Raw genomic sequence first — 18,059 nt, forward strand, 5'->3', positions numbered from 1 at the left:
CGAAAGGATTGGGGAAAGGGGCAGTGTGCCCGCTCGTGACAAAAACACACAGAACTTAGCACGTTGCCACCGATCCGGCCAGGCGATGCCCCTCTAACGCGTGCAAAAACGTTAACAAATTTTATACTGCGGATTTGAGGGAATAAGAAATTATTCTAATTATTTTAATTTCTTTCAGTTATTATTAAATCAGTGTTATCAGTGAGATCCGCGCGGGGAGTCCACAAAAAACAGCGGTGTATAGCTACCCCCAAAATCGTCCCTATACACCAATGGCATAATCTCGCGCAATAGGTTACAAGAAAAATGCGTGATTGAGGCTTAGGACCGTCAATCACGCATGTTGTGGCTTGTAGCGCCTTGTTTATTTGGCGCCCAGGATAGAGTTGAGTATTACGTTCATGTCTTTGATGTCGTTGACCTTGTTGCCGTTGGGGTAGTCTTCCTTGTTGGCTTTGCCCAGGATGATGTTGACAGCAATGTTCACGTCCTTGATATCCACCATGCCGTCTCCGTTCACGTCGCCATCATACTCGGGCGCGGTGCCAGCCTGCACCACGTTGTAAACGAGGTGTGCACCAGCAAACGACAGGTCAATCTGTGCCGCGCGTTGCTGTGCGCTGTTGTCAGTCACGCTCACATTCATGTTGATGATGCCCGAGCCTAGAGGGTTGCCCCAGGGGTCGGTCTGGTCTTTCAGCGTCACGCTCACCCAGCTGGGGGCGTTGCCGTCGTTCAGCGTGTTGCCGGCCTTGTCAACCTCGGTGATTTTGACGTTGATTTGTGCGGAGGGCAGGTAGCTGAATATATCTACTATCGAGTCTGATTTCTCGGCGGGTGCGTTCCACAGTCCGCTCTCCTCGGCTTTGTTGAACTCCAGGAAGCGGCGTTCCACGTCGAGAAGCACTGCGGGGGCAGTGTGGATCGAAGAGTTCACGAAACCGCCGCACATGCCCACAAAGATGGGCTGGCCGGTATAGTAATCGACGGTTTTCAGGTAACCAATCTCGCCATGGCCCTCGTCAAAGTAATCGGCGCTATATACCGAGGTGAAATCGGCATTGACAGCATCCACGTTATATCCATCAACACACACGAGGATAGCGCTGTTCACCTCAAGAGGCTCTTTCAACGCGATGGGCAGGATGCCGGTGTAAGCGCCGTCGGCGCCTCTGTATTGCTCGCGTTGGGTTGCGAGCCATGCCGTGCTCACGTTGACGGTCGCTGTGGCAAGCACTTCGCTGGGTTCGCCCATCACGACGGGCGCACCGTCGCTATTGTAGGCAGGAACCGAGTTGAGTTTGTAGATAGTTGCAGTAATGGGGACGGTAGAAGTCTGGTCCAGCAATAAGTTTTGGTAGCGCAGTCCCACGCGGGTGATAACGTACGGCGCGACGGGTGCCTCGGCTGCGATAGCCATGCCGTTGAGGTTCACGCTGTTCTTTCCCATGAGACGTCCTGCTGGTTGTCCGCTGGCGTCGTTAACCTTAGATGTGTAGGCACCTGATTTCACCGATCCGTCGCGGTTGCTGTCAGAGCCGAAGAACTTGGGCGAAGACCAGAAGTGCTGTGAGTTGCCCGGTTTGTACTGGCCTATGTAGTTGGAGTAGCCGTTGATGTAGGAGGCTTGCTTGATGCTGCCGTTGTAGCCCGCGGGGGTGTATTCGCTGCTGCCGTTAGTGCCATAGGCTGTGAGAACCGGGATAGTATCGGTCTGGCATCCCCAGTATAAATCGACGCTAGGAGTGGTATAGGTTGTTATTTTCCTGCGATAATAAACTTTCCATTCTTGCGAGACAGCGCCGGTTGATGAGCTCTCAAACGTATAGTTCCTCCATGGGTTGACGTTCAAGTAGGGGGCATAACATGCTTTGAATGGAGGGTTCTTGACGTTGTCGGTGGTGATATAGGTCTGCCACATGGTGCCTGCGGGACGATTGTACCATGCCTTAACGTCATCCTTGGGCGCAACTTTGTGTTGTGCCTTTACCTCGGCTGCGGTGAGACGGTGCACGGGCGCGGTTTCAACCACTACCTCGGGGGTGGTGACTACCTCGGGCATCGCTGGCGCTTGCTGCGCCATTTCGCTCTTGGTGTGTGCGCTTGCGGTCATTGCCACAACCACTGTTGCAAGTAGTAAAGTTCTCTTCATGTCTATAAATCTGTAAGTTGATGACTATCGCTATTTCTTGTTGTTGCGTGCTGAACGGCTGGCGTCGCGCGATTCTTTGCGTTCACGCTCCTTCTGCTTTGCAGCTTCTTCACGCTCCTTTTGTTTCTGCTTGGCGGCTTCTTGCTTGGCCTTTTGCTCGGCTTTGCGTTGTTTCTCGCGTTCCTTGCGTTGCTTTTCACGCTCTTTCTGCTTGGCCTTGCGTTCTTTCTCCTTGGCTTTGCGTTCCTGCTCGCGAGCCTTGGCACGCTCCTTGCGCTCTTTTTCTTGCTGCTTCTTAGCATCAATCTTGGCCTGTTCTTTGTCGCGGGCTTCCTGATACTTGTCTCTCTCGGCTTGCTTGCGGGCGTCGATGCGTGCCTGGTCAAGGGCGTTGAGCGAGTCTTCGCGGGCGATGTCGGCACGGCGTATAGAGTCCTCGCGGGCCTTTTGCTGCTTCTTGAGCAGTTTCTCGGCCTGCTTCTCGGCGCGCTTGATTGAGTCTTGCTGTTTCTTCTCGAGCTTCTTCAATTCTTTCTCGCGTGCTTTCTCGTCCTTCTCCGCTTCTTTGAGGCGCTTCTGCTCGGCTTTCTCATTGGCCTTGGCATCACGCTGTTCTTGCTTGATGTCTTCCTTGAGTTTAGCCTCCTCGGCGCGTTTCTCGGCTTCTTCTTGCTTCTGTCGCTCTATCTGGGCACGCTTGCGCTCTGCCTGTTCGGCTTTGCGGCGAGCCTCTTGCTCTTTGCGCTGTGCCTCTTGTTCCTTGCGTTTAGCTTCTTCTTCTCGTTTTGCGTTAGCGTTGTCGTTGTCCTTCTTGTCCTTGACCGAGCGTTTTTTCTCGCTGTCGTTATCGGCGGCGGTTTCATTGCTCTTTTCTTCGGCTTGTGCGTTGGCCTCGGCGTCGCGGGCACGGCGGCTGCGCATGAGCTGCTCGCGCGACACGGTGCGCTGTTTCTTGTCCTCGTTGGCCTTGGTTTCCTCGGTCACAACGTTTCCGCTCTCGTCGCTGGCAATGTTGCTAGCGGGATCTTGCTTGGTTTTGTCCTCGGTGAGCATCTTGCCCTCTGCTTCGGCGAGTTGTCTTGCTTCTTCCTCGGCAAGTCTCTTTGCCTCGGCTTCTTTGCGCTTGGCTTCGGCTTCGTTGCGCCTTGCCTCTGCCTCGGCTTTTCTCTTGGCTTCGGCTTCCTTGCGTTTAGCCTCTGCCTCGGCTTTCTTCTTGGCCTCGGCTTCCTTGCGTTTAGCCTCTGCCTCGGCTTTCTTCTTGGCTTCGGCATCGTCCTGATTAGCGTCTTGCTCGTCAGTTTCTTCGTCCTGCTTCTCTAGTTCGGGGACCTTGCCTTCTACATCCTCGTCGTTCTTGTGCTCGAGGTAGTTGAAGTAATCTTCAAACGAGCGACCCTCGTTGAGCAGCAGCTGGAAGTTGCCCTCGCTGATGAGCACCTGGTGCAGTCCCTCGGGGATGACCATGTCTTTGTCTTCCTCAAAGACTGTGCGGTAGTGAACCACCTCGTCATAGTTGGCAAATCCTTTGACACATAGGAGTCCCAGACGGCCGAAGGTCATCTGTTCGAGGTCATAGTCCTTAACCACGAATGTGTTGAAGTTGTGGCGTGCCACCTCGTATAGGAGCATGTTGGAGCTTACGGAGTCGGTGGGGTAGAGGATGATGAACACGTGCGGCTTGTCGAAGTCGTCCTTGAACGGCGTGAACTTGCGCTCGATGCCCTCGGGCGTAGAGTCGTTGCCCAGTCTTGTGCTCCATATCATGCCACGGGTGTTGCTTGAACCGCCGGTGAGCTTGCGTCCGGAGTTGAGTTGCTTGACGATGCCCGACGCCACGGGAGTGATGTCGGTCTCGGGATAGCGTTGCAGCAGGTCCTTGATTGTGGTCTTGAACTGCTCGTAGTCGCGCTGGGTGACATAGCTGAGGGCGTCGATAAACATGAACTTGGGCATGATCTTCGACAAGGGGTACTTGCGCATCATCTCGGCATAGGCCTCGTGCACAGCCTCGTTGTTGTTGCTCAAATAGTCGTTATAGGCCTGCTCATACATGTATTCCTGGTCGGTCTCCATGTTCTTGAGGTTGTCGAGGTAGTCGGGATCCTGCATTGCGAGACCATACTTGGAGTCGGCAAAGCTGGTGAGGATAGTGTCGCGGCATGCCTCGGCCTTGCCTATGCGGTCATATCGCATGTACATGAGATACATATTATAATATGCCTCAAGTCGATATTCGTTGCCGGGGTAGCGGCGCATGAGTTCGTTGAACTGGAACTCGGCGGCATCGGGGTCTTCGAGCTTGTCCTTGAGTATGATGCCCATGTTGTACAAGCCCTCGGCAATGATGTCGTGTGCGGCTTGCTTCTGCTCTTCGGTCTTGGGGATCTGCTTGAGGTAGTATTCCTCGAAGTGCGGGTCCTCGGCACGCTTGAGCGCTTCCTTATCGACGGCGGTGCTGTCGTTTCCTGCTGCACTGGCGGTTGAGTCGCTTGCCGCGGCTGTCGACGTGTCGTCAGAGTCATCGCCCAGCGAGAAGGTGTTCTTGTTGCGTCGGCGCCAGTTGTCCTCGAGCTTGCGGTTGCCCCACTTCTGCTGGAAGGCGGTCTTGCCGGCGTTCTTGGTGGCATCGTTATAGAAATACCATGAGTTGTCGTTGTTCATCTGGAATGCCGTGGGCTGGTTCTTGCCGGCGGGCAGTGTGTTGCCCTGCGCCCCTTGCTGCGCCAGGTATTCCTCGCGCTTGGCGGCTTCTTCCTCTTCTTTTTCTTTCTTCTTGAGCTCGTCGATGATTTTCTTGATCACCTTCTTCTGCTCGTCGAGCGACATTTCCGAGAGTTTGAGCAGCGAGTCCTGCAAGGTGACGTTCTGCGAGTAAACGGCAAGTTCGTCGAGCACGTCGCTGCGGTGCTTGAGCATCTTGTAGTTAGGATAGTCCTCGTTGATCTGCGTGATGCCCTCGGCATAGCAGGGCTGTGCCAGGTCATACTTGTGCTGTGCAAAGTAAACGCCGCCCAGAGTGAGCTGGCTGATGGCCTTGTCCACGCCGTTGCGCGTGCTCTTCTCGGCAGCCTTGATGTAGTTCTCAATGGCGCGGACGGTGTCCTGGCGCGAGAGATAGAGGTTGCCTATCGCATAGTAGATTTGGTCGAGGTATTCCTTGTTGCGGTCAAATCGTGCCATGTTGCGCAGCGCCTTGACCTCGCTGCTCACGTTGGTGCCTGTGAACACGGCGCTCTGCTTGATGCGCGCGTTGAACTTGGTGCGGTATGTGCTGCTGTTGCTGCTGCCAGCTTTCTTGTAGGCCAGGTAGGCCAGGTTGTTGCTGCCGGCGTCTTCATAGAGCTGTCCCAGGAGGAAGTTAAGGCGCACTTTTTGCGATCCGCCCATTCCTTTCACGGCTTCGGCAAGATAGGGGATTGCCTGCTCGTTTCTCTTCTCCTTGATGTAGTAGTCGGCAAAGGCAAGGTTGGCAAGCGAGCGTATGCGCTTGTTCTCGATTTTGTCGATGTGGACGTGTGCCAGCACGTTGTCGGCCTCGTTGGTCCACCCCATAGCGCAGTAACACAGCGCCTCCCACACTTGGGCCTCTTGCGAGAGCTCTTCCTTCCATGTGAAGTGGCGGTAGATGTAGCGGAACGTAGCTGCCGCGTTGAGGAAGTCGCCCTTCATGTACTCGCTCTTGGCGAGCAGGTACCAGGCGTTGTGCAGGAACGGGTTGTACTCATCGCGTTTCATCCATTCCTTGTACTTGGGGTCATTGCCCTTTCCTGCCTTACGGTTAGGTTTTTTCTTGATAGAGTGCAGTGCGATAGCCTTCTGCATCTTCTCGATGGTGCGGTCAAAGCTGCCTCCGGGCTGAGGCGCCTTGGGGCTCGACTTGGCCTCGGCAGGATGAACGAAAAGGCGCTGCGAGTAGTCGTCCTGATACTCGTCTTCTACAATCTTGATTTGCTCGTCGTAGTTTGTTTTTCCGTGGTAATAGACATTGTACCTGGTGTTTAGCGCCTGCCAAAAGCGCGAGCCGGCGGTATTCTTCTTGGCGCTGCAAGCCTGAAGCAATATCACCGTCACAATCATGACAAGCGGGGTAAAGCGGTACAATTTTCTCATGTGATAAGACGTCTTTTATCTTAATTTATTGTTGTCAGGTAAAAAAAGAAAATATTTTTATTATGATTTTTATGCTTCGCTTAGAAAATAGCTTGCTCTGCAAGCAAAATGGAATTACCTCATAGATAGTGTATTATCATTTTGAGGACGGAGTCCTCCATTTTTAAGGGAGGTCCACCCGGCGGAGAACCGCCGGGAACGGGACCTGGGGGAGATGATGCAGTAACTCACCCGGCGGAGAACCGCCGGGAACGGGATTGCCTTCACAATGCAAGTTTAGTTTATCTTGAACAAGTCGCGGGCGTTGCGGTCGGTGACGGCTGACACTTCCTCGGGTGTCACGCCCAGGATTGTGGCGATGTGGTTGTTGATGTAGGGAATGAAGCTGCTCTCGTTGCGCTTGCCTCGCATGGGCACAGGTGCCATGTAGGGAGCATCGGTCTCGAGAAGGATGCGGTCAAGGCCTATGGCAGGCAGCACAGCTGGCAGTTGGCTTTTCTTGAACGTGACCACGCCTCCTATGCCGAAGTAGAAGTCACCGTAACGTCGCACCCGTTCCACGTCGCCTGCATCGCCCGGCCAGCAATGGAACACGCCGCGCGGCAGTGTTGTCCCCTGCGTGTCAAACACTTGCAGCACCTCGTCGAGACCGTCGCGGCAGTGCATGATGAACGGCAGGTCCTTGCTGGTGCACCATTGCAGCTGCATTGCGAGAGCATCCATCTGCTCCAGGCGGTAGGTCTTGTCCCAATACAAGTCGATGCCTATCTCTCCCACGGCGATAAAGTCGCCCGTGTCGAGCAAGGGACGCATGGCGTCGAGCACTTCACGCCAGTCTTGCTTCACCTCCTCGGGGTGCAGTCCCAGCGCCATCGATGTGTAGGCGGGATATTGGTCGTGCAGCGCGCGCACCAGTGGCACGCTGGCAAGGTTCTCGTTGGGCAGGATGATGTGGCTGATGCCAGCTTCTTGCGCCCGCAGCACCGTTGCGTCGCGGTCGTCGTCAAACTGGTCGCAGTAGATGTGGCTGTGGGTGTCGATCATCGGTCGCGCTTGATGAGTTTCACAATGAGGTCGTTGAATGCCTGCTTGGCATCGGTATCGATGCGCATGGCACCAAGCGTGGCGAGGGCGTGGTCGCTGAACATTGCAATGCGTTGCTCGCTCAACTCGCGCAGTCCCAGTTTCTCATAGACAGCTGTGACAGCGGGGATCTTCTCCTCGGGCTTGGCATCGGAGTCGTCGAGCCAGCGGCGCAGTTCCTTGGCATCGTCGCCGGCAGCCATGTTCATGGCGTTGATGAGCAGGAAAGTCTTTTTGTTGTTCATGATGTCGCCGCCAGTCGCCTTGCCGAAAGTGTCGGGGTTTCCCCACACATCGAGCACGTCGTCCTGCAACTGGAACGCCAGGCCCACGTTCACTCCCATGTGGTAGAAATCGTCGGCAACGGCCTTGCACGCCCCGCCCAGCAGAGCACCCATCTTGCAGGCACATCCCAGCAGTACAGAGGTTTTGAGGCGAATCATCTCGAGATATTCCTCCTCCTTGACGTCGTCGCGGTGCTCAAAGTCCATGTCCCACTGCTGTCCCTCGTAGATTTCCATCGCGGTCTTGTTGTAGAGTTCCATGACAGGGCGCATCGCCTTGTCGCTGGCTCTGGCTATATATTGAGTGGCCATGGAGAGCATGGCGTCGCCGCTGAGCACAGCCACATTGTCGTTCCACTTGCGATAGACGGTGGGCTTGCCGCGTCGCACGTCGGCACGATCCATGAGGTCGTCGTGCAGCAGGGTGAAGTTGTGAAACAGTTCGAGCCCCACCGCCGGCAACAGGGCATCGCCAGCCTTGCCGCCCACAGCTTCACAAGCCATGAGCATGAGCACCGGGCGCAATCGCTTGCCGCCCAGCGACATGGTGTAGTAGATGGGAGCATAGAGATCGACTGGCTGCTTGGGGTAACGGTCCTTGATGCCAGCCACAGCCTCGTTGACTATATCGAGATATTCGTTGAAAGTTTTCATTTGCCGTAGTATATTGCTTTAAACTTGTTCAGGTCATCACCGGTGAGTATGTCCTCTACCATCTTGGCGCGGCGGTCCACGTCGCCTGCATTGCCTTGTGCCCGTTCTTGCCGCATGGCATTGGCAAGTTTGTCGGGGGCGCAGCTGTGGGCATACACAACCATTTGTTTCTCCTCGGGCAGAGATTGCGCCACCTCGTCGATGGCTTTGAAGCAAGCAACGGCATCGTCATTGCGTTGCAGGAGTGCATAGGCAAATCCCACGAGATCAATCTGTTCAAGTGCTTTGGCGGCTTCGATGTCGCCCGATGCCAGGCCATCGACAATCGTCTCGCCCATGTCGCTGCCCAGAGCTTGCGGAGTGAGTGCTATGGCTTGTGCCACGACCTTCATTGAGTCGTTGCCCGAGCAAGCGTCAATAAACGCATCGCTCATCGACTCGGGGTTTCCCAGGCTGTCGCTCACGGCCTTGAAGTCGCTAGCCGCTTTCATTATAGCCTCGGGGTTGCCCCATGCTGCCTGCAGCTGGTGTGCCGCAAGAGAACCTTTCTCGCTGGCTTCGCCGCAACTAGTGAGCACGAGCGTGCCCACGGTGGCTGATAGTAAAAGGGTGATGATTTTTCTCATTATTCGGGAATTTGATGGTTAGCAAAGATTAAGTTACACACCTGGGGGTCAAGTTCCATGAGTTTGTCGTGCAGAGCCTTGTCATAGGCCTCGGCAGCCTCACGTTTGCCAGCTATTGCCAGCGCGCTGCGTTGTGCCCGCGCATCGACCACGGCTGTCTGTATTGCAAGCGTGTCGTTGTGGTCGCACTGGGCGATGACAGTGGCCGCATTCTGCGCCATCACCACCACCTCGTCGTTGCTCGCGCTAACGATCGACTGGACATTCTTGTCGCCCCCACAAGCCGCAAGAGCAACAAGCACCCCGAGAATAAGTATAAAACGTAAGTGTTTCATAATAGTTGTTTCAGTCTGCAAAGTTACACTTTTTTTTGTGAAAGTCAAAGAGTTTGGCAATATCAAAAAAATGCCGTCACGGGAGATAGTTCCCATGACGGCATTGTTGCGTTGTTTAAATATACCTTTACTTAACAGCCTGACCAGCTACGTTGAACTTCTTGTCACCCTTGAGGATAACAACCTGGTCGTTCTCGATAGTCTTAACAACCTTAGCACTGTTAACGTTGATGTCGTTGATGCCAGTGGGAGTGTCGTCAATTGTCACGGTGATACTGTATTGGTCAACAAGTTCTTCGCCTTGGTAGAGTGTTACTGTAACCTGGCGATATTCTTCACTCTTTATAATCTGTGCGTTCATGACAGAGACTGTTACATTTGTGTCTTCATCAGCGTTAAGGACTTCAACCTCGACGTCGCTCTCGTCAAAATTCTCGTTGACAGTCATTGAGTAGTAATACTTGTCCTCTTCGATTTCCAGTTCCTGACCCTTGATAGTGATTTTTGAGATTGAGGGAGTGTTAACGGGTTCCGGATTCAGGTTGATGATAGCAAGAAGATCGAGCTCGGGAGAATATCTAAATGCGCACAAGTCGCCCACCATGGGGGAGCCTGTGAGTTCGGGCTCAGCAAACCACTGTGCACCAGTGTCGTCGGCAGCAGTGTTGATGTTGCAGCCATTGCCGCCATAGATGCCTTCATAAGAGTACACAGAGAATTTCCCACCTTCTTCGGTAGTCATTTCACCAAGTTTGGTCATTTCCTGCCATGTCCAGTTGCCTTCGCCAGCCCAGTCGTGCTTGATGAAGTAAGTAGCCTCAACAGCCTCGGGAGTGAAAGAAACAACCTCGCAGCCCACATACTTGCTCTCGGGGTCGAAAGTGAACTTGAGGACATACTTGCCAGCCTCGGTAACGCTGAATGTTGCATTGCCGCTTCCGTATCCGTAAGAAACGCCCCAAGAGTGGTCTTCAACCACCTTGAACTCAATTGTAGAAACTGCAAGAGCAGTCTCAGCCGAAGTCCATGCATAGATGCCGTCATCGCCCTTGGTCATGTTAGTTGCAGTGTTGGTCTCGCTCCATGCAGCACCAAAGAGGTCTGCGCTGCTGCCAGCAACTGAATACTCGTGAGTGATCTCGCCAGCATTGCCAGTTTTAACAGCCTCGGCAGCTACATCCTTAGTCTCAGCGTTGAAAGTGTAGTTAACTGTGTAAACAGCAGTCTCGTTAACAGTGAGAGTAGCGTTGTTGCCAGGATAAGCCTCGCTCCAAGCGTGGTTCTTAACCACCTTGTACTCATAGTTCACGCCAGCCTCGAGGGTCTTGCCTTCAACTGCGAGAGTGAAGTTAACACCGTCGGTCGATACCATGTCGTTAGCAGCGTTAGCGGGAGCCCAGCTATCAGTGCCATTGAGGATTGCAGCTGTACCAGCAACGGTCCAAGTGTCCTGAGCCATTGCCACAGCACTTGTTGCTACGAGAGCAACAAGGAGAAGTAAAAATTTCTTCATAATTAGTTTTTTAAGATAAAATTAATAATAAAATGTAAGTAAATAATTTGCACTGCAAAGATAATTATTTTTTTTACATTATCAAAAAATACATTAACTATTTTTTTTCAAGAGAGACGAAAAACGAAGGACGAAGGACGAAAGACCGATCTCCCACATAGAGTTACTATGTTTGCAGTCGCAAATGACAAGAGGCTGTGAAAAATAGCCAGAACAGGCGGTAGCTTTTTCCGCTCAAAGGGGCTTTGCCCCGGCCGCTCGGGCTGTCCCCAGTGTGTTTTTCATAGTTTTTTTATAAAAAAGTTGGAACGAAAATAATTGGTTTGTAATTTTGAAAAAAGTAATAATGAACCACTATAATCAATTATAATCATTCCAACTATGCAAAGTAACAAAAATTCCTTCAAAGGACAAAACATTTTCGTGGGAATTGACGTGCATCTAAGGACATGGCACGTCACTGCACTCACTCAGAGCGGATTCAAATGGGCATTTTCAATGCCGGCTGACGCACAGGCGCTCTTTGACACGTTGAACAACAGATATCCGGAGGCGCATTTCTTGTCGGCCTATGAGGCTGGCTTCTGCGGCTTCTCTGTCCACTATGCCCTTACCGGGCTCGGCATCGAGAACATCGTGGTGAACGCCGCCGACATCCCGACATCTGAAAAAGAGAGGCTATCCAAGACGGATGCTGTGGACTCGGAGAAGATTGCGTGGGCACTCAAACGCGGGGAACTCACATGCATACACATCAAGTCGAGGGAGTATATGGACGACACCAATGTGGTGAGGCTGCGCAAAAAGATGATGAAAGATCTGGCTCGGCTCAAGTCACGCACAAAGCACCTCCTGTACACCCAAGGCGTGACCTACCCTGAGCGGTTCGCCAAAAGCGGAACGCACTGGTCGCACAACTTCATGAGGTGGTTAAGAGATGAAGTCTGCCTGATGGGCAACAGCAAACAGTCACTGCTCATGCTATGCGACCAGGTAGACGATTTGAGACTACGCATCCTTCAGGCTACAAGGGAAATACGCCGCATGAGCCAGTCGGACAAGTACAAAGCCAATTACAACCTGCTTGTAAGCATCCCCGGCATAGGGCTGATAGTGGCTATGACACTGCTCACCGAAATCGACAACTCGCCGTCAAATTTCCCAAACGAAAGAGCTTTCGTGTCGTTCCTGGGGCTGATACCCATTTGCCACGACAGCGGGGACAAAAAGTCAACAGGCCCCAAGACGCACCGCGGCAACAAGAGTTTGGGGCCGTTGTTCGTAGAGGCCAGTTGGATAGCCATACAAAAAGACGCCGCAATGTCTGGCTACTACTGCAGCTGCCTGCAGCGCATGAAGCCGCAGATGGCCATAATCAAGGTCGCGAGAAAATTGTCATGCAAGACTTTGGCGGTACTGAAAACGCAAAAAACATATGTGCGTCAATGATAAACATAAAAAAACAATGACAGGTCACGTTGCCGGCTCTGGCTTCTCTATTCATAAGAATGACCACTTACTGTGCCTGATGAGTCTATAGGACTACATCTTCAACAGAGATTGTGGCATTACATAGCAAGATCTGAAGAAGTAACTTGATGAGCGGACACATTCTGCTACATCTGATAGAAGTTTGATCCGGCGACCTGTTGTTTTTAAAGCAACCACCAAGCACAAAAATGTGCCTGGCTACCTTCTTTTTGCCCAAGCTCACGCAAAAAACGGCAAAAACAACGCCAAATGGCGTAAAAAACGTTAAATTACACTCAATTTATTTGGATTTCAACATAGAAGACACATAGGGCACAGAGATATATTATTGTCCTTTTGTCAAAAATTTTTCTCTGTGCCTCAGTGGGAGATAAATATAAACCTGAAATGAAAGGAAAAACGTTATATGTGAGCGACATGGACGGCACGCTCATGGGCAGCGACAGCCGTGTGTCGAAGGCGACAGCCGCCATCCTCAACCGCCTCATCGACGAGCGCGGACTGCTATTCACCGTGGCCACAGCACGCACTCCCGCCACTGTGGTGCCGCTCATGAGCGAGGTAAAGACCATGCTCCCCTACATCGTGCTGGCAGGCGCCGCCATGTGGGATGCACAGCAAGGCACCTTTGTCAACGTGCAGTCAATCCCGCACGACACCGTGCGTGCCATCAGCGATATATTCGAGAAAAACGGGTTGCATCCGTTCATCTACCGCCAGCATGGCAACATGATCCACGCCCACCACTGCGGCGCAATGTCACCGCAGGAGGAGGGGTTTGTAAAAGAACGCCTGAACACCCCGTTTAAACGGTTCTTTCTGGACAATCCCCACTACGCGACAAGCGACGACCAGGCCATGCTCATCTTCTCGATGAACGACTACGCCACGCTCGAACGCATCTACAACGAAGTGCGCGCCACCGTGGACTGTTCGCCCATGTTCTACCACGACATCTTCGATCCCAGCGTGGGACTGCTCGAAATCTATACCAGCGGATGCACCAAAGCCGGCGCAATACGCCGCCTGGCGCAGCGAATAAATGCCGATAAAATCGTAGCATTCGGCGACAACCGCAACGACATAGCCATGCTCCAGGCCGCCGATCACGCCGTGGCAGTAGAGAACGCATTCCCCGAGGTAAAAGCCGTGGCACACGAAGTCATAGGCCCCAACACCGCCGACTCCGTAGCCCACTACATCGAGACCGATTGATACAAGCAAAAACTTGTCTTGCTCATTCATACGGTCTCCCACGACTCGCCTATCCAGTCGGTATTAGAGTCGGGGACATTGTCGGCCGACATAGGTGCGGAATCTCACATTCCTTGCGCAAAGCCTATAAGCAAGTAGTCGGAAACAAAGGAGCGGGAGGCGTTGATAAGATGGGAACGAGCGAACTGTTACCATACCTGAACCTCCACTTGGGCGAACTCATCGAAATGATTAAGTCGGGCAAATACAGACCGACAGCCGTGCGAAGGGTAGAGATACCGAAGGACAACGGCAAGAAGCGCCAGCTCGGAAAACGAAAGTAGGAAGAAAACTACTTCGTTTTCCTCCTACTCGATTTATACAAAAGAATTAGGATTGCTTTCTTCTTTTATCCGAAGAAGAAAAAGAAGAAGCATGCTGCCCATTTCATGTTCACGCCTTTGGCATGGCCTATGGTGCGGTAGCTGCTGTCTTGCACAGTGCCGTCGCTCTTGATGTGGCCCACGGTGCGGTAGCTGCTGTCCTGCACTGTGCCGTCGCTCTTGATGTGGCCTATGGTGCGGTAGCTGCTGTCCTGCACTGTGCCGTCGCTCTTGATGTAGCCCGTGGTGCGGTAACTGCCGTCTTGCATTGTCTGGGCATAGGCAGATACTCCGCCTGCAACTGCCAGCAACATGAACACTGCAATAATATATCGCTTGATTGTCTTCATAAAATGCTTTTTTTTAGTTTAATAGAACCGGGAAAACGATCAGTCCACGATGAGCATAGCGTCGCCGTAGGCACCGAAGCGGTATTTCTCCTCGACAGCCACGTTATAGGCCTTCATCACTTGCTCGTAGTCGCCGAAGGCTGCGGTGAGCATGAGCATCACCGAGTAGGGCATGTGGAAGTTGGTGATGAGCGCGTCGCATGTGGTGCAGTCGTAGGGCGGGAAGATGAACTTGTTGGTCCACCCGTCGTATCCCTTGATGTGTCCGTTCATGCCCACGGTGCTCTCCATGGCGCGAAGCACTGATGTGCCCACGGCGCATATCTTGTTGCCGTTGTCGCGCTTGAAGTTCACCTTGCGTGCGAGTTCGTCGCTCACGAGCATCTGCTCGCTATCGACGCGGTGCTTGGTGAGGTCTTCCACGTCGATGTCGCGGTAGGTGCCCAGGCCGATGTGCAGTGTGAGGAACTCTGCCTCCACGTCGCGTATCTCCATGCGGCGCATGAGCTCGCGAGAGAAGTGCAGGCCGGCTGCGGGGGCCACGACAGCGCCTTCGTTGACGGCGAAGATGGTCTGGTAGCGCTCGGCGTCATCCTCTTCTACCTCGCGGTCGATGTAGTAGGGCAGGGGAGTAGCGCCCAGTGCATAGAGGTTCTCCTTGAATTCGTCGTGCGGACCGTCGTAGAGGAAGCGCAGTGTGCGTCCGCGTGAGGTGGTGTTGTCTATCACCTCGGCCACCATCGAGTCGTCAAGGCCGAAGTAGAGTTTATTGCCTATGCGTATCTTGCGGGCGGGTTCCACGAGCACGTCCCACAGCTTGTGGTCGCTGTTGAGCTCGCGCAGCAGGAACACCTCGATGCGCGCGCCAGTCTTCTCTTTGTTACCCATCAGTTTGGCTGGAAAGACCTGGGTGTTGTTGAACACCATCAAGTCAAACGGGTTGAAATAGTCAAGCACATCCTTGAACTGTCGGTGCTCGATTTCGCCTGTGGAGCGGTGGAGCACCATCAGTCTTGATTCGTCACGATTTTTTGCAGGGTGTAGTGCAATGAGTTCTTCGGGCAACTTAAAGCCGAATTCTGATAACTTCATAAGTCTGTATTATTTTTGTTTTGTTCTTTTTTTTCTTGTCTTTTCTTGCGTGCTGCATTGAGTATGGCAGCGCGCTTGCGGTTGGCGATGCGCTCGCGCTCGAGCAGTTCTTGCTCGGCTTGCTCGGCACTCACCATTTCTTCGGTCTCGAGCCTGCCGAGGATGCCGTCGAGCGTCTCGCACTGCTCCACTCTCACGTCGCCCACCTGTGTGCGTCGCAGTCCGTAGAGGTGCGCTCCGCTGCCCAGCGCTGTGCCTATGTCGCGTGCCAGGGCGCGGATGTAGGTGCCCTTGCTGCACACCACTCGCAGCACGAGTGTGGGCTCGGCGGGCAGCCCGCATTCCACCACTTCGATCTCGTCGATCACAAGGGTCTTGGCCTTGATTTCCACATCTTTGCCTTTGCGGGCAAGCTTGTAGGCTGGCTTTCCGTCAACCTTGCATGCCGAGAATGCCGGTGGCACTTGCTCGATGCTGCCAGTGAACTGCTCCTTGAGCACCTGCTCCACCAGCTCGCGGGTGATGTGCTCCCAGGGATAGGTGGCATCGACCTCGGTCTCCATGTCGTAGGACGGTGTGGTCTCGCCCAGGCGCACCCAGGCGGTGTATTCCTTGACTCCGGCCTGCAATTCCTCGATGCGCTTGGTCATGCGCCCGGTGCACACGATGAGCACGCCGCTCGCCAGCGGATCAAGCGTGCCGGCGTGGCCCACGTGGATGTTCTTGCGGTCGAGACGGGTGCGCAGCCTGCCGCGCACTTGCTTCACTACGGCAAACGAGGTCATCTCCAGTGGCTTGTCGATGTAGAATATTTCGCCTTCGATAGGATTGAGCATGTATATACTTTTATATTACAGGACGTAGTTGAGAACAATAGCCGCAACGGCTGCAATCACGCAGTAGCCGGCAAAGTAGATGAGTTTGCCCTTCTTGACGATGCTTATCATCCACTTGCAAGCCAGGCATCCGCTCACAAAGGCTGCGACAAACCCCACAATGAGTGGCAGCAGCTCGATGTTGCCAAACGCCTCCTCACCCTTGACAGCCTTGAGCACGTCGAGCAGGCCCTCGCCCAGAATGGGCGGGATGACCATGAGGAATGAAAACTGCGCCAGCGATTCTTTCTTGTTGCCCAGCAGCAGACCTGTGGCAATGGTGCTGCCTGAACGAGACAGACCGGGCATCACAGCCGCCGCCTGTGCAAGGCCTATGATGAGAGCGTCTTTCCAACCGATGTTTTCCTTCACGCGGGGCTTAGCATAATAGGAGAATGCCAGCAGCGCCGCAGTGACCATGAGCATGATGCCCACAACGAGCAGCCCTTCGCCGAAGATGTTCTCAACATAATCCTTGAAGAACACGCCCACGATGCCCACGGGCACCATTGAGATGAGGATGTTGATGAAGTAGCGCATCTCGTCGTTCATCTTGAATTTGAAGATGCCGGCAAGCAGCCAGCTCACTTCTTTCCACAGTATCACCAGCGTGCTGAGCACAGTTGCCACATGCACCATCACGGTAAATGCAAGATTCTCCTCGCCGTTGATGCCGAACAAGGCTGACCCTATGGCCAGGTGGCCGCTGCTACTCACGGGAAGATACTCGGTGAGACCCTGAAGCACGCCCAGGATAAGAGCTTGTAACCAGTCCATATCTTTACTTCAATTCCTCGTTTTTGTCTCTCTTCCTGAAAATGATGGCAAATGCCATGAGCACGAAACCCGCAAAGGAAATCATCGGGCCCACAACGGTGCGTGTGCTGTTGAAGATGTCGTAGTTGAACGTGTCGCCCTCGTTGGCGCTGCCAGCCATGAGGTAGAACCCCACGATGATGAGCAAGGCACACACTGCCATGAGGATAAAGTTGATTTTACCCAGGGGCATTTTCATGCCCTCTTGTTTGTTGGTTTGTTTTAATTCAGTTGCCATTGTCTTTTAACTGTATGATTTCTTTACTATTTTCAAATGCAAGTATGCATTACACACCTTGCCCCAAAAGCGCAAAATATGCAATTTCGGTGCAAAGTTACAATCTCAAAAAGCGTTTGTCAACCTTTTTAATGTTTTTTTACTATTACGGCAACTATATGTTATTCAACTTTAGCTTTTATAATAAATGATGCTAATTTATTGTCCAGTAGGACAATACCTAAATAACCCCCACCGCCGAACGTAGTGGCGGTGGGGGTATAGGTAAACCGCAAAAATGCGTCCAGCAGGACGCTAATCGGAACAAATTGGTGAGACTCAAATGGTTCCATATGCTAAAGTTGAGTAACAAGATAGACTACAAATTTCGTAATAATTATTGAAATATCCAAAAGAAAATTCAATTTTTATTAATAACCATTGTTGTCCGACGTCTTTATAGGGCGCACTTGCTATCGTGGCTAGCGATATCCGACTCGCGATACCGCACGTCGGCTATCTCGTCAAGTTTCTTCATCTTGGGCAACATCCTCCTCAGCGTGTTGTTGCTCACATATCTGCGCCACGGTTTCAAATTGTTGTCCAATGGGGAAAACGTCGGAGACGTTAGAGGCTCGAAGAGCGTCACACTGCATCGTAACCGATGGTCGAAGACTGTCGGACAAGGAGCCAGACCAGCGGACAGCAACACGTCCCAACATGCTATGACGGGGAACCCGTCACACTGCATCGTAACCGGCGGTCTATCACATCAATCACTCAAAAAATACTTAGGGTCGTATTCAACTCCGGCTTCGCGCAGCATCATTTTCAGCTCGCTGTCAAACGATTGGCCAACATGATGTGTTTTTTGGTTTGCAATA

The 18,059-nt window shown here is 52.9% G+C and carries 15 protein-coding genes and 1 pseudogene; 3 read left to right on the forward strand and 13 right to left on the reverse strand.

Annotated elements, in window-relative coordinates; all coding sequences use genetic code 11:
* Window positions 1-364 precede the first annotated feature (364 nt).
* The 7 genes from ACKI3C_RS10220 to ACKI3C_RS10250 all read right to left on the reverse strand — a co-directional run bounded on the left by ACKI3C_RS10220 (window position 365) and on the right by ACKI3C_RS10250 (window position 10,757).
* Window positions 365-2,152, reverse strand: a complete 1,788-nt coding sequence (locus ACKI3C_RS10220; protein ID WP_407404684.1) for a hypothetical protein — start codon at window positions 2,150-2,152, stop codon at window positions 365-367.
* A 30-nt stretch (window positions 2,153-2,182) separates the two neighbouring features.
* A complete protein-coding gene (locus ACKI3C_RS10225; RefSeq protein ID WP_407404686.1) occupies window positions 2,183-6,262 on the reverse strand; it encodes a hypothetical protein in 4,080 nt (1,359 codons plus the stop codon).
* 276 nt (window positions 6,263-6,538) lie between these two features.
* Complete coding sequence (locus ACKI3C_RS10230; protein ID WP_407404688.1) at window positions 6,539-7,306, reverse strand: TatD family hydrolase; 768 nt, start codon at window positions 7,304-7,306, stop codon at window positions 6,539-6,541.
* Window positions 7,303-8,283, reverse strand: coding sequence for a polyprenyl synthetase family protein (locus tag ACKI3C_RS10235; protein WP_407404690.1), 981 nt, complete (start codon window positions 8,281-8,283; stop codon window positions 7,303-7,305). The genes ACKI3C_RS10230 and ACKI3C_RS10235 overlap by 4 nt, the downstream gene beginning before the upstream one ends.
* The gene (locus tag ACKI3C_RS10240; protein WP_407404692.1) at window positions 8,280-8,909 is read right to left on the reverse strand and encodes a hypothetical protein; all 630 of its coding nucleotides are present in this window, start codon (window positions 8,907-8,909) and stop codon (window positions 8,280-8,282) included. Before ACKI3C_RS10240 ends, ACKI3C_RS10235 begins: the two co-directional genes overlap by 4 nt.
* On the reverse strand, window positions 8,909-9,244 hold the full coding sequence (locus tag ACKI3C_RS10245; RefSeq protein WP_407404694.1) for a hypothetical protein: 336 nt from the start codon (window positions 9,242-9,244) through the stop codon (window positions 8,909-8,911). Before ACKI3C_RS10245 ends, ACKI3C_RS10240 begins: the two co-directional genes overlap by 1 nt.
* A gap of 127 nt (window positions 9,245-9,371) precedes the next feature.
* A complete protein-coding gene (locus ACKI3C_RS10250; protein ID WP_407404696.1) occupies window positions 9,372-10,757 on the reverse strand; it encodes a hypothetical protein in 1,386 nt (461 codons plus the stop codon).
* 381 nt (window positions 10,758-11,138) lie between these two features.
* On the opposite strand from ACKI3C_RS10250, the gene ACKI3C_RS10255 reads away from it, so the two are divergent.
* The 3 genes from ACKI3C_RS10255 (at window position 11,139) to ACKI3C_RS10265 (ending at window position 13,786) form a co-directional block, all read left to right on the forward strand.
* A complete protein-coding gene (locus ACKI3C_RS10255) occupies window positions 11,139-12,206 on the forward strand; it encodes an IS110 family transposase (protein WP_407404698.1) in 1,068 nt (355 codons plus the stop codon).
* A gap of 429 nt (window positions 12,207-12,635) precedes the next feature.
* A complete protein-coding gene (locus ACKI3C_RS10260; protein ID WP_407404700.1) occupies window positions 12,636-13,463 on the forward strand; it encodes an HAD family hydrolase in 828 nt (275 codons plus the stop codon).
* Between the two features lie 170 nt (window positions 13,464-13,633).
* A complete protein-coding gene (locus tag ACKI3C_RS10265) occupies window positions 13,634-13,786 on the forward strand; it encodes a hypothetical protein (RefSeq protein ID WP_407404702.1) in 153 nt (50 codons plus the stop codon).
* A 65-nt stretch (window positions 13,787-13,851) separates the two neighbouring features.
* Here ACKI3C_RS10265 and ACKI3C_RS10270 read toward each other — a convergent pair whose 3' ends face one another.
* The 6 genes and pseudogenes from ACKI3C_RS10270 to ACKI3C_RS10295 form a co-directional block, all read right to left on the reverse strand.
* A complete protein-coding gene (locus ACKI3C_RS10270; RefSeq protein WP_407404704.1) occupies window positions 13,852-14,175 on the reverse strand; it encodes a 5-fold beta-flower protein in 324 nt (107 codons plus the stop codon).
* A gap of 39 nt (window positions 14,176-14,214) precedes the next feature.
* Window positions 14,215-15,267: a tRNA preQ1(34) S-adenosylmethionine ribosyltransferase-isomerase QueA gene (gene queA / locus ACKI3C_RS10275; RefSeq protein ID WP_407404706.1), complete on the reverse strand. Its 1,053-nt coding sequence runs from the start codon at window positions 15,265-15,267 to the stop codon at window positions 14,215-14,217.
* Window positions 15,268-15,389: 122 nt separating this feature from the next.
* Window positions 15,390-16,103 (reverse strand): annotated as a pseudogene (gene truB, locus ACKI3C_RS10280) (tRNA pseudouridine(55) synthase TruB); the annotation flags it as partial.
* A 15-nt stretch (window positions 16,104-16,118) separates the two neighbouring features.
* Window positions 16,119-16,919: an undecaprenyl-diphosphate phosphatase gene (locus ACKI3C_RS10285; RefSeq protein ID WP_407404708.1), complete on the reverse strand. Its 801-nt coding sequence runs from the start codon at window positions 16,917-16,919 to the stop codon at window positions 16,119-16,121.
* 4 nt (window positions 16,920-16,923) lie between these two features.
* A complete protein-coding gene (locus ACKI3C_RS10290; protein WP_407404710.1) occupies window positions 16,924-17,196 on the reverse strand; it encodes a DUF3098 domain-containing protein in 273 nt (90 codons plus the stop codon).
* Window positions 17,197-17,632: 436 nt separating this feature from the next.
* Window positions 17,633-17,770, reverse strand: a complete 138-nt coding sequence (locus ACKI3C_RS10295; protein WP_407404712.1) for a hypothetical protein — start codon at window positions 17,768-17,770, stop codon at window positions 17,633-17,635.
* Window positions 17,771-18,059 lie beyond the last annotated feature (289 nt).

Origin of the sequence: Sodaliphilus sp. (assembly GCF_045598405.1) — a bacterium.
GTDB classification, from domain to species: domain Bacteria; phylum Bacteroidota; class Bacteroidia; order Bacteroidales; family Muribaculaceae; genus Sodaliphilus; species Sodaliphilus limicaballi.

Coding starts and splice junctions, on each gene's coding strand:
- ACKI3C_RS10225 (WP_407404686.1), bottom strand. CDS start 6,262: ATGAGAAAATTGTACCGCTTTACCCCGCTTGTCATGATTGTGACGGTG.
- ACKI3C_RS10265 (WP_407404702.1), top strand. CDS start 13,634: ATGGGAACGAGCGAACTGTTACCATACCTGAACCTCCACTTGGGCGAA.
- queA (WP_407404706.1), bottom strand. CDS start 15,267: ATGAAGTTATCAGAATTCGGCTTTAAGTTGCCCGAAGAACTCATTGCA.
- ACKI3C_RS10290 (WP_407404710.1), bottom strand. CDS start 17,196: ATGGCAACTGAATTAAAACAAACCAACAAACAAGAGGGCATGAAAATG.
- ACKI3C_RS10250 (WP_407404696.1), bottom strand. CDS start 10,757: ATGAAGAAATTTTTACTTCTCCTTGTTGCTCTCGTAGCAACAAGTGCT.
- ACKI3C_RS10240 (WP_407404692.1), bottom strand. CDS start 8,909: ATGAGAAAAATCATCACCCTTTTACTATCAGCCACCGTGGGCACGCTC.
- ACKI3C_RS10245 (WP_407404694.1), bottom strand. CDS start 9,244: ATGAAACACTTACGTTTTATACTTATTCTCGGGGTGCTTGTTGCTCTT.
- ACKI3C_RS10255 (WP_407404698.1), top strand. CDS start 11,139: ATGCAAAGTAACAAAAATTCCTTCAAAGGACAAAACATTTTCGTGGGA.
- ACKI3C_RS10270 (WP_407404704.1), bottom strand. CDS start 14,175: ATGAAGACAATCAAGCGATATATTATTGCAGTGTTCATGTTGCTGGCA.
- ACKI3C_RS10235 (WP_407404690.1), bottom strand. CDS start 8,283: ATGAAAACTTTCAACGAATATCTCGATATAGTCAACGAGGCTGTGGCT.
- ACKI3C_RS10220 (WP_407404684.1), bottom strand. CDS start 2,152: ATGAAGAGAACTTTACTACTTGCAACAGTGGTTGTGGCAATGACCGCA.
- ACKI3C_RS10260 (WP_407404700.1), top strand. CDS start 12,636: ATGAAAGGAAAAACGTTATATGTGAGCGACATGGACGGCACGCTCATG.
- ACKI3C_RS10230 (WP_407404688.1), bottom strand. CDS start 7,306: ATGATCGACACCCACAGCCACATCTACTGCGACCAGTTTGACGACGAC.
- ACKI3C_RS10285 (WP_407404708.1), bottom strand. CDS start 16,919: ATGGACTGGTTACAAGCTCTTATCCTGGGCGTGCTTCAGGGTCTCACC.